Annotated in this window: 15 protein-coding genes; 10 read left to right on the top strand and 5 right to left on the bottom strand. The window is 64.5% G+C overall.

Features of this window, described 5'->3' with window-relative positions; genetic code table 11:
- The first annotated feature begins 327 nt into the window (after positions 1–327).
- From rpmH to EL272_RS15130, 9 genes are all read left to right on the top strand, one after another.
- Positions 328–465 carry a 50S ribosomal protein L34 gene (gene rpmH, locus EL272_RS15170; RefSeq protein WP_014848093.1) on the top strand — a complete coding sequence of 46 codons (138 nt, stop codon included), beginning with the start codon at positions 328–330 and terminating at the stop codon, positions 463–465.
- A gap of 8 nt (positions 466–473) precedes the next feature.
- The gene (gene rnpA / locus EL272_RS15165) at positions 474–818 is read left to right on the top strand and encodes a ribonuclease P protein component (RefSeq protein ID WP_061788065.1); all 345 of its coding nucleotides are present in this window, start codon (positions 474–476) and stop codon (positions 816–818) included.
- Positions 812–1,102 carry a membrane protein insertion efficiency factor YidD gene (gene yidD / locus EL272_RS15160; protein ID WP_014848091.1) on the top strand — a complete coding sequence of 97 codons (291 nt, stop codon included), beginning with the start codon at positions 812–814 and terminating at the stop codon, positions 1,100–1,102. The genes rnpA and yidD overlap by 7 nt, the downstream gene beginning before the upstream one ends.
- A complete protein-coding gene (yidC, locus tag EL272_RS15155) occupies positions 1,103–2,197 on the top strand; it encodes a membrane protein insertase YidC (RefSeq protein WP_061788066.1) in 1,095 nt (364 codons plus the stop codon).
- A 26-nt stretch (positions 2,198–2,223) separates the two neighbouring features.
- Complete coding sequence (locus EL272_RS15150; RefSeq protein WP_014848089.1) at positions 2,224–2,694, top strand: Jag family protein; 471 nt, start codon at positions 2,224–2,226, stop codon at positions 2,692–2,694.
- Positions 2,695–2,762: 68 nt separating this feature from the next.
- Positions 2,763–3,413 carry a 16S rRNA (guanine(527)-N(7))-methyltransferase RsmG gene (gene rsmG, locus EL272_RS15145; protein ID WP_014848088.1) on the top strand — a complete coding sequence of 217 codons (651 nt, stop codon included), beginning with the start codon at positions 2,763–2,765 and terminating at the stop codon, positions 3,411–3,413.
- Positions 3,414–3,673: 260 nt separating this feature from the next.
- A complete protein-coding gene (locus EL272_RS15140) occupies positions 3,674–5,017 on the top strand; it encodes a threonine/serine exporter family protein (protein WP_014848087.1) in 1,344 nt (447 codons plus the stop codon).
- 2,099 nt (positions 5,018–7,116) lie between these two features.
- Complete coding sequence (locus tag EL272_RS15135) at positions 7,117–8,130, top strand: ParA family protein (RefSeq protein WP_014848084.1); 1,014 nt, start codon at positions 7,117–7,119, stop codon at positions 8,128–8,130.
- Positions 8,130–9,047: a ParB/RepB/Spo0J family partition protein gene (locus EL272_RS15130; RefSeq protein WP_014848083.1), complete on the top strand. Its 918-nt coding sequence runs from the start codon at positions 8,130–8,132 to the stop codon at positions 9,045–9,047. Before EL272_RS15135 ends, EL272_RS15130 begins: the two co-directional genes overlap by 1 nt.
- Positions 9,048–9,404: 357 nt before the next feature.
- Here EL272_RS15130 and EL272_RS15125 read toward each other — a convergent pair whose 3' ends face one another.
- The 3 genes from EL272_RS15125 to EL272_RS15115 all read right to left on the bottom strand — a co-directional run bounded on the left by EL272_RS15125 (position 9,405) and on the right by EL272_RS15115 (position 12,256).
- Positions 9,405–10,343: a D-alanine--D-alanine ligase family protein gene (locus tag EL272_RS15125; protein ID WP_061788068.1), complete on the bottom strand. Its 939-nt coding sequence runs from the start codon at positions 10,341–10,343 to the stop codon at positions 9,405–9,407.
- A gap of 27 nt (positions 10,344–10,370) precedes the next feature.
- A complete protein-coding gene (locus EL272_RS15120) occupies positions 10,371–11,669 on the bottom strand; it encodes an aminotransferase-like domain-containing protein (RefSeq protein WP_061788119.1) in 1,299 nt (432 codons plus the stop codon).
- 116 nt (positions 11,670–11,785) lie between these two features.
- Positions 11,786–12,256, bottom strand: a complete 471-nt coding sequence (locus tag EL272_RS15115) for a hypothetical protein (protein WP_061788069.1) — start codon at positions 12,254–12,256, stop codon at positions 11,786–11,788.
- Positions 12,257–12,404: 148 nt separating this feature from the next.
- Between EL272_RS15115 and EL272_RS15110 the strand changes: the two genes are divergently transcribed.
- Complete coding sequence (locus tag EL272_RS15110) at positions 12,405–12,662, top strand: hypothetical protein (RefSeq protein WP_126409523.1); 258 nt, start codon at positions 12,405–12,407, stop codon at positions 12,660–12,662.
- Positions 12,663–12,681: 19 nt separating this feature from the next.
- On the opposite strand, the gene trxA is transcribed toward EL272_RS15110, so the two are convergent.
- Positions 12,682–13,002 (bottom strand): thioredoxin, encoded by a 321-nt coding sequence (trxA, locus tag EL272_RS15105; protein ID WP_014848079.1) that lies wholly within the window; start codon positions 13,000–13,002, stop codon positions 12,682–12,684.
- 34 nt (positions 13,003–13,036) lie between these two features.
- Complete coding sequence (gene trxB / locus EL272_RS15100; protein WP_061788071.1) at positions 13,037–13,969, bottom strand: thioredoxin-disulfide reductase; 933 nt, start codon at positions 13,967–13,969, stop codon at positions 13,037–13,039.
- Positions 13,970–14,020: the final 51 nt, after the last annotated feature.

Raw genomic sequence — 14,020 nt, 5'->3', positions numbered from 1 at the left:
GAGCGACTCCTTCCTGACAAGGCGTTCCACACAAAGTGGAGCGGTATTCCACAGGGTTGTCCACAACAGGGTATAACTCCCCCCACCCTGGACGGCGGCCGCCGGGGACTGTGGATAAGCCAGCCGCGTAGAACACGAAACTAGTGCTCCCGGAGGCCGTTCGCAACACGGAAATGCCCGTGTCTGAGTACTACAGCAGTGTAATTCGCGGGGCCCGGATGGGGGCGGTAACGGTTTGTGGAAATCCGCCGCTGCGCGTATCGTTGGACAGCCGCTGCCCACGGGAGCGGACCTTCCCGAGTCGAAGATCACCTATGGAGTCATCGCATGAGCAAGCGCACCTTCCAGCCGAGCAACCGTCGTCGCAGCCGCACGCACGGTTTCCGCTCCCGCATGCGTACCCGCGCCGGTCGCGCCATCCTGAGCGCCCGTCGCCGCAAGGGTCGCACGGAACTGTCCGCCTGATCCCGGCAGTGCTGCCCCGATCCCGTCGGTTGCGTCGCTCCACTGACTTCACCGCGACCTTCCGGCAGGGCGTGCGGGCCGGCACCCCGAGCGTCGTGGTCCACGTGGCCGTGAGCAACCGGAATCCATCCGAGGAGACTCGGGTGGGTTTTGTTGTGTCGAAAGCCATCGGAAACGCCGTGACCCGCAACCGGGTGAAACGTCGCCTGCGGCATCTGGCCGCCGGTCTTCCCACCCCATTCGTCGCCGACGTGGTGGTGCGGGCCCTGCCCCCTTCCTCATCCGAACCCGAGAGGCTGGCCGGCGATCTCGAGTCGGCCTGGCGGCGAGCGTTCACGAGGGCGACGTGCTGAAGTATCCGATGCTCTGGTTCATCCGAGCCTGGCGCAAGTTCATCTCCCCGCTGTACGGGGAGGTCTGCAAATTTCATCCCAGCTGCTCCGCCTACGGGGAGCGCGCGGTCGAGTTTCACGGCGGGATCAAAGGAGGATTCCTGACCGTGCGCCGGATCGTGCGCTGCCACCCGTGGTCGGCGGGTGGGGTCGACTATGTTCCCGGGACTCCCGAGGCCGCAGAATGGGCTGAGGAAGTCCGACGAGACGAGGCCCGGTTGTTGTCCGGGCAGAAGGTGTCCTAGATGATCGACCTCTTGGTGCCGCTGTCCATCTGGGACGGCCTCTACGGATTGCTCTCCGCGATGATGCAGCCCCTGTACTGGGTCATCTCGGGGCTGATGGTGCTGTTCCACGGCCTGTGGGCTCCGCTGTTCGGGGCCGACTCCGGGGTGTCCTGGACCCTCGCGATCATCACCCTCACCCTGGTGGTGCGGACCATGATGATCCCGTTGTTCGTCAAACAAATCAACTCCTCCAGGGCCATGCAGATGCTGCAACCCAGGATCCAGGAGCTGCAGAAGAAACACGGCGCGGATCGGGAACGGGTCGCCCGTGAAATGCAAAAACTCTACGCGGAGGAGGGGGTCAACCCAATGGCCTCCTGCTTCCCGATGCTGCTGCAGATGCCCGTTTTCCTGTCCCTGTTCCGAGTTCTTCAGGGCGTGGCCGACAACCAGGTCCGGGGCTACTGGTTCCAGGCCAATCCGGATCTCGTCGCCTCGCTGCAGGGAGCCGACCTCTTCGGGGCGAAACTGGCGGGCCGTATCTTCCCGATCGACCCGTTCGGCGCCACCCAGATCCTGGGCATCGTGCTGATCGCGCTTTTGGTCATCACCCTGTTCCTGACCCAGCTCCAGCTGATGCGCAAGAACATGCCCCCGGAGGCCCTGAGTGGCCCCATGGCGCAGAGCCAGAAGGTGATGCTCTACATCTTCCCGATCATGTACGCGGCCTCCTCGGCGGTGCTCCCGCTCGGTGTGCTGATCTACTGGAGCGCCAGCAACATCTGGACGATGAGCCAGCAGGGGTTGCTGATCCGCAACAACCCGGCCCCCAACACTCCCGCCTACATCGACTGGGAGGAGCGGATGCGCTCCCAGGGCAAGGATCCGAAGGCCATCATGGAGGCCCGCAACGCGAAACGGCGCAAGAACAGGCGGCCCGTCGAGGCCGTCGTACAGCAGCCCGTCGACGAGAGCGGGAGGCGTCGTGTCGTGCGGCAGCAGGTGAACCGCACGACCTTGAAGACTGACAACTCCGGCGGATCTTCGAATGCGCAGGGCGGGGTTCGTCGTCAGCCCCGCAGCACCACTCGATCCGCCCGCAAGAAGAAGTGAATCGGGCCTCATCCGATCGGAGCGACATGACTGAGAAAACCGATAACGAAACCTTGTTGGCCGAGGGCGACCTGGTTGCCGACTACCTTGAGGAGCTGTTGGACATCGCGGACCTCGACGGCGACATCGAGAACTCCGTGAGTAACGGCCGTGCGCATGTGGTCATCGACACCGAGGACGACCGCTTGGTGGGCAAGGACGGCGAAGTGCTCGACGCCCTGCAGGAGTTGTCCCGCCTGGTGGTGATGACCGAGACGGGGCACCGTTCCCGGCTCACCTTGGACATCGGCGGTTTCCGGGAGCGGCGTCGCCTTGAGCTGGTGGCCCTGGCCAAGGACGCCATCGCGGAGGTCGTGGAGAACGGGGAGCCCGTGAGAATGGCCCCGCTGAACGCCTACGAACGCAAGATCATCCATGACGAGGTGGCGGCGGCCGGGCTGACCAGCGAATCGGAGGGAGAACCCCCGTTCCGCCGCGTGGTGGTTTCCAAACCCTGAACGGATCCCGTTTTGCACAACGGTGGATAACCTGTGGAAAACTGCCTCGCGGCGGGGAGGGAAACGGTATGGCTGAAGCGGAACCGAACGATCAGGGTCTGGTGGAGGAGGCGGCCAGAGCCGCTCTGGCTAGGAGATTCCCGGAGCGGATCGAGAACCTGGGTGCCTACGCGGAGATGCTGCGCACCCGGGGCATCGAGTGGGGGCTGCTCGGGCCGCGCGAGGCCGGAAAGGTCTGGAGCAGGCACATCTCGAACTCCTTGGCGCTGGTGGATGTGCTGGGGCGGGGAACGGATGTGGCGGACGTCGGTTCCGGCGCCGGGCTGCCCGGGATCCCGCTGGCGCTGTGCCGGGATGATCTCCAAGTGACTCTCCTGGAACCTCTGCTGCGGCGCCACAACTTCCTTACGCTGGCCGTCGAGGAACTCGGGCTGGGTGAACGGGTGCGGGTTGAACGGCTGCGCGCCGAGGACTGCGACGAAACCTTTGACGTTGTGACCTGCCGCGCGGTGGCACCGCTGGAGAAACTGCTGAAGTGGACCACTCCCATGTTCTTCCCGGGCGGCGAGCTACTGGCCCTCAAGGGAGCGGGGGCGGAGGAGGAGATCGAGGCAGCCCGCAAACGTCTGGACAAATGCAGGCTGACCGCCCAGGTGCTTCACGTTCGAGCAGTTCCGGAGATCGAGGGGACGCGAGCGATCCGGGTGCTTGCGAAGTAGAAACCCATTCGCCGCGACCACTCGGGACGGCATGTTTCACCTTCCCGAGCCACCGAAGGATTCCGTCTATAAACTGCTTTGTCGATAAAACGGTCAAGCCGCATGCGCCGCTGGAATCGTGATGCGATCCATTGTGTGAGATCGGTGGCCTGATGAAGAGCGAATGGAATCGAGGCCACTAGGTTTGGGCATCGGACAAAACCGGTCGGAGCCTGGTTCTGCGTAAGGTTCTCGGGAATGTCCGGAAGGAGAAGCGCGTAATGAGCGAGCCAGTCGAATTTGTCGGTCCAGTCGAATTTGTCGATGCGGCCCAGGAAGAATGGGTTGCGGAAGTAGTGATTCCGGATCAACCCACCTCGATCACGGCGAGATCAGAGATCATCACTGTTGCTCTCCGGCTTGGTGTCATGATGCTGGAGGCAGGGTTTGACACACGTGCCGCGGTCAATGCAATGACGGGATGTGCACGAGCGCTCGGAATGGCTGATCTGTCCGTGACGGCGGTGGGGCGGACGATGATGGCTTCTCATGTGTCGGAGCGGGGAGTCCCGATCATGATGACGCGGGCCGCCGCCACCATCGATTCCTTTGATCTGCACCGCATGGGCCGACTCCACCAGGTGTTGGCTGAGATGTTGCGCGAAGATGTCGATGTAAAACACGCTTCTGATCTCATGGATCAACTGGAACGAGAGTCATCGCCTTGGCCTTGGTGGATCGTTGTTCTCGGGGGAATGGTGCTTGCGGCCTCGATCACTCTGCAAACCGGCGGTAGTCTGGTGGCTGCTGCTCTAGCCAGCGGCTGTCTACTGCTTGTCAACAGATTCGGTGCTCTGCTGGACCGCATTGGCCTTCCGAAAGCGTTCTCCGTCTCGGGGCAAGCGGCATTGGCGGTATTGCTGGGGGTTCTGCTGAATGTTTGCGGAATCGCGACGATATCGGCCTCTGCGGCAATCATCGCCACGGGACTGGTGCTCCTGCTTCCGATTCCTCAGATCGTCCAAGCCGCTCAGGACGCCATCAACACCTACTACGTCACCGCGGCGGCACGGCTGACGGCCGTTCTGGTGCTCGTCTCGATGACGACTCTCGGTGGGACATTGGCGCTCAGTCAGGTCGGAGGAGTGAATGCCACGGGGGCGGCGTTCGCCACTCGTCCGGGACCCTTGGGGCTATGGCTCGTGATTGTTGCATGCATGGTCGGTGCTCTGGGGAATGCGGTGTTCATGCGCGGTGGCCCCAGGCTGCTGCTTCCTGCGGCTGGGGCGGGAGCGTTGACCGGGATCGTCAATGTCGTTCTTCAACGTCACGCTTCGCTGGACCCGACATTGGCAGTCGGGATAGCAGCTTTGGTGCTCGGTGTGGTGTCTGGTCTGTCATCCGGCTACCTGCGCATCCCGAGTACTGAGCTGTGCATCGTCGGAATAGCGGGTGCGCTGTTGCCGGGGCTTGACGTCTACTGGATCATCGTCTCCGAGGTCTTCAAGTTCTCCGGAGCGGGGGAGGCATTTCTCCGGGCGCTTGTCGCGGTTCTCGTCATCGGGCCGTCAGTAGTGCTCGGAATGTGGTTGGTCGGGCGCATCCGATCCAATGGAAAGGAATGACTGCCACGCGTTTCACGTGAAACCATCCATCCCGGTTAAGTGCGTGGGGAGTCGTGAGCAACCGGATTGACGAGGGCGTCCGGCCTTCGGGTGGGGTGCGGAGCATACTTGGACGAACCCTTTCCGTTTCACGTGGAACGCTCCCATGTTTTCGTGATCCTGTCGCGGCCGCATGCCCGGCCGCAGGCGCGCCGGATCTTGGATCGACGAACAGGAAGGTACGGATGTGCTGTATGTGCGCTTCGTGTTTCGGAAGAGCGTCGGCACCATCCTCGAATGCGAAGCAAACCCGGGCGATCCTCATAGTTCGGTTGAGCAGTTTGATGGTTTTATCTCTAAATAGATTCATTGCTTGATCGGCGTTCAACGCCGGCGGACTCTTGTGAGTTACCCGCGTGCGTTGTCCCGTTTCACGTGGAACGGGGGTGTGTGTAATCGGGGGTGTGTGCAATCGGGAAGAGCCAGGAATCCCCGCGTGGTATCTGTGCGGCTGTCCCAGCGAAATCTTAGGGTTGGCTGGCGCAGCGTCGGACGTCGGTGAGGCTGGACAGATGGGGGTGGGCAGGTGGGGTGGGTCTGTTCTTCGGGGCTGTTCTTCGAGGCGGCGGGTTTGAACCCGGCCGGGTGGTTGATTTTGGTTTGGATCTTGTCGATCTCGCATGCCACGGCTGCAAGGTTCGGGCTGGCGATCGCGGCGGGACCGCTCATGGTGTCGAGGGAATCGATTCGCGGGGCGGTGGAGGCATCGGAATGGGCGGCAGCGATGTGGCCGCGACGGCGAGTGGAAACCCTGCTGCCGAAGGACGGGCCCAGCGGGGGCTGTAGGTGCGTGACCCCGTCGGGATGTGGGATTTGGTCGGTTCCGAGACCGGTGGTTCTGATCGCGTCGATGACGGGCTGGTTGCCGGACCGGGTTGGAGACTTGCACAAGAGCGGCATGACCGGTGATTCCCCGGGGAGCCGGCGATCCACGTACTGACCAGCATCTCGACAAACCTGAGCTCACGCCAATCAATTCTCTTGAGGGAAATGGGTGACCCGCAGAATCACGGTCGGTGATTCTCGCCGGGCGTTCCACGTGAAACGCGACCACAACCGTGAACACCCGGAAACCCCGAAAGAGACGGGCGGTGCTCGCGGATCCAAGTGGATTGAGCGAGCGCGTGCTGGGCGGGGTGTGGACCGGTCGCGTGGCGGAAACCTCGTGGCCGGACATGACCTTCAGAACAGGGCCCGGGGTTCCCGTGCCTGGCTCTTCTTCCGCCGGAGGAGGGTTTCGTGCGGTCTCGCCGAGGGGACTGGCTCGGTGCCGACTCGATTTTGGCCAAGTACGCCCGTCGATGAGCGAACAGGCTTGTCAGAAGCCTTTTCTCGCCTATTTAAAGGTAAGGAGTTATGTCGATATATAGATTAAACCCTGTGAAATCGCCGCATATTCTGATTCGAGCAGCCAGGTACCCGGGTTTGCAGAGGTGCGGGGCGGGGCGTGCAGCGAATGACGAGGAACGCGGAAGGTAACGGAGAACCGCTCCCTTTGCGTGGTGCGTTTCACGTGAAACGCACCACGGGGACGGATCGCCCTGGTTGTGCGGTGAGGAAGCGCCCCGAATTTCGTGGATTGAGGCAACACCGCACCGGCACAGAAGGAAGCGAATACAGGGCAAGAGGAATGAGCTGGCAGAGTCGGTGCGCCGTTCTGAAAACCCGACGCCGGGGGTCGTGCTGACCGGACCTGCCGCCGATGGCCCCTGCGGGGTGTGATGCCGCAACGAATGCGACGGCTCGGATCAGCCGAGGTCTCCCGACCACTCCATCCTAGTGTGGGCGCGACGAGTGAGATCCCGTGGAATCGCGTCGTGGGTCCCCTGGAGTATCGACCAATCCGGGTTCCGATTGCTCAACCGCCCCCGGCTCTTGAGTGTCCTACCGGATCTCATTCCGTGCGCCCTCGGAGGAAACTGGTAATCTCGCGAGGCTTGTGGCCATTGGTACCTGTCGTCCGTTCGGATTCGTGCAGTACGTTTCACGTGAAACGCGGCGAGGTTTCAGTTCGCGTCACCGACTCAGGCTAAAGTTGGTGACCGTCAAAGGAGGACTCAATGGCCCTGTTCTTTCGCAAGCGCAAGCGTACTCCGAAACACGACGTGGACGTCGAGCCTTGGAAGGACCACGAGAGCGTTTCACGTGAAACGGCCATCCAGACCCCCACCGGGCCGCGCCGCGCGTTTTTCGATCGCGCCGATGACGACTGGGTGGCCGACGACGAGTACGGCACCGAGTACGACGACGAGAGCCAGGTGCCGACGTTGCCGAGCCCGGAGAATCCACGCGTTTTCGTGGTGGCTAACCAGAAAGGCGGCGTCGGAAAGACCACCACCACCGTGAACATCGCCACCGCGCTCGCCTTCGGTGGGCTCAACGTGCTCGTGATCGACATCGACCCGCAGGGCAACGCATCCACTGCCCTGGGCATAGATCACGATCCCGGGACCCCGGGAGCCTACGAGGTGTTGCTTCATGGCGAGCGGATCCAGGATCTGGCCAAGCAGTCGCCTCACACGCCGAACCTGCACGTCCTGCCCGCCACCGTCGACCTTTCGACGGCGGAACTGGAACTCGTGAACGAGCCGGGCCGCGAATCCAGGATGAAGAGAGCGCTGGCCGCCTACATCGAGGAATCCGGGGTCGATTACGTTTTCTTCGACTGCCCCCCTTCTCTCGGGCTGCTCACCCTCAACGCCCTCGTCGCATCCACCGAGATCATGGTGCCGATCCAGTGCGAGTACTACGCCCTGGAAGGAGTCTCCCAGCTGATGCGTACCATTCAGCGGGTCAAAGGGAACCTGAACGATCGTTTGCAGCTAACGACGGTGCTGCTCACCATGTTCGACAACCGCACCAATCTCTCCCACGAGGTGGCCGGCGAGGTGCGAGCCCACTTCGGTAAGGAAACCCTCGACGTGGAGATTCCGCGCTCGGTGCGAATTGCCGAGGCGCCTTCCTACGGGCAGAGTGTTCTCACCTACTACCCCAAATCTCCCGGCGCGGTTGCCTACCTCAAAGCAGCCGAGGAGATCGCCCGTGCCGCCACGACCGAGGAAGGAGCCGCCTGATGGCCAGGGGAAAGCAACACGTGGGCCTCGGGAAGGGTCTGGGAGACCTCTTCGCCCGGACGGACGAGGAGAACACCCGCGACACCACAGCCCCCTCCGACCGGCTCCGGGACGGCTCCTATTTCGTCGAGCTGCCGCTGGACCAGATCGTCCCCAATCCCCGGCAGCCGCGTCACGTCTTTGACGAGGACGACCTGAGCGAGCTGGCCGCCTCCATCGGCGAGTTCGGCGTGCTGCAGCCCGTCGTTGTACGTGAAGTGGCCCCCAAGCACTTCGAGCTGATCATGGGTGAGCGTCGGTTCCGCGCTTCCAAGATGGCGGGCAAGGAAACGATCCCGGCCATCGTCCGCGGGACCGACGACGACGCGCTCCTCCGCGACGCGCTCCTGGAGAACCTGCACCGCGCCAACCTCAACCCCCTGGAGGAAGCCCTCGCCTACCAACAGCTCCTGGGCGACTTCAACTGCACCAAGGAGGAACTCTCCCAGCGGATTCATCGCAGCCGTCCGCAGATCTCGAACACCCTGCGGCTGCTGAACCTCCCCTCCACCGTGCAGACGAAGGTGGCGGCCGGGGTGCTCTCCGCGGGACACGCGCGCGCGCTGCTCGGGCTGACCAACCAGAGATCGCAGGAGCTGCTCGCCGAGCGGATCGTCGCAGAGGGTCTCTCGGTCCGCAGCACCGAAGAGATCGTCCGGCTCGGCAACGCCCCCACCGAGGAGGAACCCACCCCCCGCGTCCGCCGACTGCCATCGGAACGTGAAGCTGCCGTCGCGGCGCTTCTCTCCGACCACTTCGACACCCGGGTGAAGGTCGCCATCGGCAAGAACAAGGGCAGGATCACCATCGAGTTCGCCTCCACCGACGATCTCGACCGGATCATGGCCGTGATCGACGGCCGCACCGTCGAGCCCTGACAGGAGTTCCCAAATAACTCTACCGCTTGATCGATAAGTCGATAAAACCGGCTGCGACGGTTGGCGCTCGGGCCTCTGACAAGGGGTTTTGTCCTAAAAGGAAAATGAGACGTCCAGACGGAGACAAGGTGGTTGATCCGGGGCGGTGGTTTCGACTTCGGGGGTTGGAAGTTGGTTGAGCCGGCCTGCGAGCGTCAGCGAGTGGGTCGTGTCGAAACCATGGTGACCTGGGTTGAGTATGTTGTTCGGCTGCCGGTGGTTTCGACTCGGGTCGCTCGTTCCTCGCGCCCCGGCTCAACCAGCTTTGGAAAAGAGGTGCTCACGTGCTGGCTCAACCGGCTTTGGAAAGGGACCCCGTCACTGGTTGCGGTGGCGCGCCCGCTCCACGAGGGCGGAGAACACCTCCCCCATGTCGAGACCGGCGGCCTCCAGGGCGAGGGGCGTCAGCGAGGTGTCCGTCAGGCCGGGTGCCACATTGCTCTCCAGGAACACCGGGACGCCTTCGCGCACGATCATGTCGGTGCGGGAGATGTCGCGGTGGCCGAGCACCCGGTGGGCGCGGACCGCCAAGTCCCCGGCCGCCTCGAGCACGTCGTCGGGCAGCTCGCCGGGGGTGAGGAAACGGGTGGCCCCTGCGGTGTAGCGGGACTCGTAGTCGTAGACCCCCGAGGCGGGCCTGATCTCGACGGGTGGCAGCGCGCGCGGGCCGGTGCCGTCCTCGAGGACGGTCACGGACAGTTCCGTGCCCTCAACGAACTCCTCCACCACCACATCCCTCCCATAGGCGAAGGCCCCGACGAGGGCCGCCGGCAGGTCGTCCGCGGAATCCACCTTCGCCGTCCCGAGCGCCGAACCCGACCGGGCGGGTTTCACCATGAGCGGGAACCCGATCCGCTCCCCGAGCGCCGACATCACCGCCTGGGCACCCAGCTCTCGGAAGACGTCGTCGGGCAGTGCGACCTGCTGCGGGGTCGCCAGGCCGGCGGCCCCGACCAGCCGCGTCGCCACCGACTTGTCGAAGGTGCGCCGGGAGCTGGCGCCGTCGCTGCCGACGAAAGGCACCCCCAGCATCCACAACACCTCCCGCAGCGCGCCGTCCTCGCCGAGCTCGCCGTGCAGCACCGGGATGGCGACGGGGCCCTCGTCCCCGAGTAGCCGAGAGATCAGGTCGGCGTTGACGTCGGTTTCGGTCACCGCGTGGCCCCTCTTCCGGAGCGCCCCCGCCAGGCGCTTCCCGGAGCGCAACGAAACCTCCCGCTCGTGGCTCAGGCCACCGGCGATCACGAACACGGTCATGGCATCAGTCCTTCACTCGGGGTGTGGTCAGTTCAGGTTCGGTCCCGGTCCCTTGGTCGGGTTGGCGTGCGACGGGGTGTGCATGCCGAAGGTCCGCAGCATCTCCAGCTCGCTCCGCACCACCTGGGCGAATCGCTCCACCCCCGTCGCGATCCGGTCGGGCGGCGGGAAGCAGTAGGACAGTCGCACGTTGCGGGAACCCTGCCCGTCGGCGAAGAACGCGGGTCCCGGCACGAAGGCCACGCGGGCGCCGACCCCGCGCGGCAGCATCGTCGATGCGTCCAGCCCCTCGGGCAACGTCACCCAGACGAAGAATCCGCCTGCGGGCCGGGTCCAGGAGCAGCCGTCGGGCATCTCCCGTTCCAGGGTGGCGAGCATGGCGTCGCGCCGGGTGCGGTACATGTTTCGGAAGACCCCGATCTGGCCGCGCCAGTCGCAGTTCTCCAGGTAGTTGCTGATCGCGAACTGGGAGAACACCGGAGGGCACAGCGTCGCCGACTCCTGGGCCAGCACCAGGCGCTCCCTCACCCCGTGCGGGGCACACACCCAGCCGACGCGGAATCCCGGAGCGAAGGTCTTGGAGAACGACCCCAGGTAGACCACGTTCGTATCGAGGGAACGCATCGCCGGGAGCGGGCCGGAATCGAGGGTCAGCAGCCCGTAGGGGTTGTCCTCCACCACCAGCACCCCCGCCTCTGCGCAGCTTTCGATGACCCGGCGGCGCCGCTCCACGGGCTGCGTCACCCCCGACGGGTTGTTGAAGTTCGGGATCGTGTACAGGAACTTGACGCGCCTGCCCTGCTTCTTCAAGTGTTCGGCGGTCTCGGTCAGGGCCTCGGGAATCAGCCCCTCGGAGTCGCAGGCGACGTGCACCACCTCGGTCTGATAGCTCTGGAAGGTGCCGAGCGCCCCCACGTAGGACGGCGACTCGGCCAGGATCACGTCCCCCGGGTCGCAGAAGACGCGGGTGACGAGGTCCAGGCCCTGCTGGGAGCCCGCGGTGATGACGATGTCGTCGGGGTCCGCGACGCTGCTCTCCTCCGCCATGACCTCGCAGATCTGCTCACGGATGCGCGGCTCGCCCTGTCCGGAGCCGTACTGCATGACCTGCGTGCCCTGGTCGCGGATCATCCGGGCGATGTGGTCGCTGATCTCGCCCAGGGGCAGGTCCTTGATGTTCGGCATCCCTCCCGCCAGCGACACGATCTCGGGCCGGTTGGCCACGGCGAACAGCGCCCGGACCGCGGATACCCTGAGCCCCTGAGTGCGGGCGGCGTAGTGTTCGACGAACGGGTCCAGGCGGGTGTCTTGTCGCGTGGCCTTCATCCAGTACACGTTATCCGTAGGACGATGAGAATGAGCGCAGTTGCGCAGCACCAAAGAGTGTTTGGAGCGCTCCAAATGGCTCTGAAATCGATTCAGTGCTGCGCGACCGCGAAAATCTACTGCTGCTTCTTGACCGTGTTGTAGGCGGACTCGATCAGGTCGGCCAAGGTCTCGTTGTTCTGGCCGCTGAACCCCATGACCATGATGACCGTTTTTTCGATGACCCGGGCGCACACAGGCATCTGTTCTTTGTCGTAGATTCCGCACGAGGCGTCGTGCACCGAGGTGATGTTGGTGATACCGGAACTTGTCAGGTAGGAGTTCAACTCCGGTGCCGGGCGTTGCAGCAGCAGCATGAACTGGGAGTTCCCGTCGGAGTAGTTGGATCGCAGGATGGTGCCCGCGCCGCTGGGGGCCGCCGACTCCTTCACCCCGTCGTTGGCGAAGCTCCCGATCTGCGTCGGCAGCTTCAGGGCCCAGGCCGGCGACGCGTCCGCGCTCGGCTTTCCGAGCCCGCCCAGGACCATGCCCAGCCAGCCCGCGATCACGAGCAGCACCACCGCCGCGACGATCCCCGTGATCTTCACGAACCTGGGGATGGGTGGGATGTGGTGTCGCGGTGGCCGGGCAGGGATCTCGTCCTCGGCGTCGTCCTTCGGAACGTTGCGCCATTCACGGGGTTCCCGTGCTGGCGTTTCCGGCGAGGTGGCCGAGCGGCGCGCGATCGGTTCCGTGATGCGTTTGAAAACGGTGGTTTTGTCGGGGCTGGCAGGACTGGTGGGAGTGGCTGGACTGGTGGGAGTGGCTGGACTGGTGGGAGTGGCTGGACTGGTGGGAGTGGCTGGACTGGTGGGAGTGGCTGCGCTGCGACGGGGTCCGGTGAATCTGGGAGGGGTCGGGACGCTCTCCGCCGTTCGCCTCGGGATTGGGAACGCCGGTTCCAGGGGTGACTCAGGGCTGCTCGCGCTACGGCGGGGTGAACCCTCGCCGTAGCGCGGGAAACGATCGGTCATCAGACGAGCTCGTCGATGACCTTCTTGAGCGCGTTCTTCGACTTGCCCCCCGACAGGGTTTTCTCCACCTTTCCGGATTTGTAGAACTCCAGGGTGGGGATGCTGAGGATGCCCTTCTCGGCGGCGAACGCGACCTCGGCATTGATGTCGAGTTTCACGAATTTCACCCGGCCCTCGTAGTCGCGGGCCAGTTCCTCGATGATGGGGGCCATCTGTTTGCAGGGTCCGCACCACGTGGCCCAGTAATCCACCACCACCGGAACCGGCGACAGCAGCACCTCGTCGGCGAAGGTCGCCTCGGTCACATCGACAACGGCCATTTCACACTCCTTGTTCTTCGTGGCGAGTCTACGATCACGCCTCGTTCGCTGCCAGCCAGCGTTCGGCGTCGAGGGCGGCCTGGCAGCCGGAGCCGGCTGCCGTGATGGCCTGGCGGTAGGTGTGGTCCACCAGGTCGCCGCAGGCGAACACGCCCTGGAGGTTCGTCGCCTGGGAGCCGGCTGCGACCTTCACGTAGCCCGCCTCGTCGAGCTCCACCTGCCCCTTGACCAGCGCGCTGCGCGGGTCGTGGCCGATGGCGACGAACACCCCGGAGACCTCCAGCCGGCGGGTTTCCCCCGTCACCGTGTCGCGCAGAGTGACGGATTCCACTCGCGCATCCCCGTTGACGGATTCCACCACCGAGTTCCACGCGAAGTCCAGTTTCGGGTCCTTCTCGGCGCGGGAGGCCATGGCCTTCGAGGCGCGCAGCTCATCGCGCCGGTGCACGAGGGTGACGCGGGAGGCGAAACGGGTCAGGAAGGTGGCCTCCTCCACAGCGGAGTCCCCGCCGCCGATCACGGCTATGGGCTTGTCGCGGAAGAAGGCACCGTCGCAGGTGGCGCACCAGGAGACGCCGCGGCCCGAGAGCCGATCCTCCCCGTCGACGCCCAGCTTGCGGTACCCGGATCCCATGGCCAGGATCACCGCCTTCGCCTCCCAGACCTTGCCCGCGGAATCGGTGACCTTCTTGACCTCGCCGGTCAGGTCGACGGCCTCGGCGTCGTCGGTGACCAGCTGCGCCCCGAACCTCTCCGCCTGGGAACGCATCTGGCCCATCAGGTCGGGGCCCATCACGCCGTCGGGGAACCCGGGGAAGTTCTCCACCTCGGTGGTGTTCATCAGCGCGCCGCCGCTGTCGAGGGCGCCCTCGAACACGATGGGTTTCAGCGCGGCGCGGGCCGCGTAGATGGCAGCGGTGTATCCGGCAGGGCCGGAGCCGATGATGATGAGCTCGTGGACGGTCATGATCCCCCTAGGGTCGTCGTGGTGCCGATCCAGTGTAGATGCCCGTGGAAG

The organism is Arachnia propionica (assembly GCF_900637725.1).
In the GTDB taxonomy this organism is placed as follows: Bacteria; Actinomycetota; Actinomycetes; order Propionibacteriales; family Propionibacteriaceae; genus Arachnia; species Arachnia propionica.
Note: the sequence above shows the minus strand (reverse complement) of the source record. Positions and strands in the feature narration are given on the sequence as shown.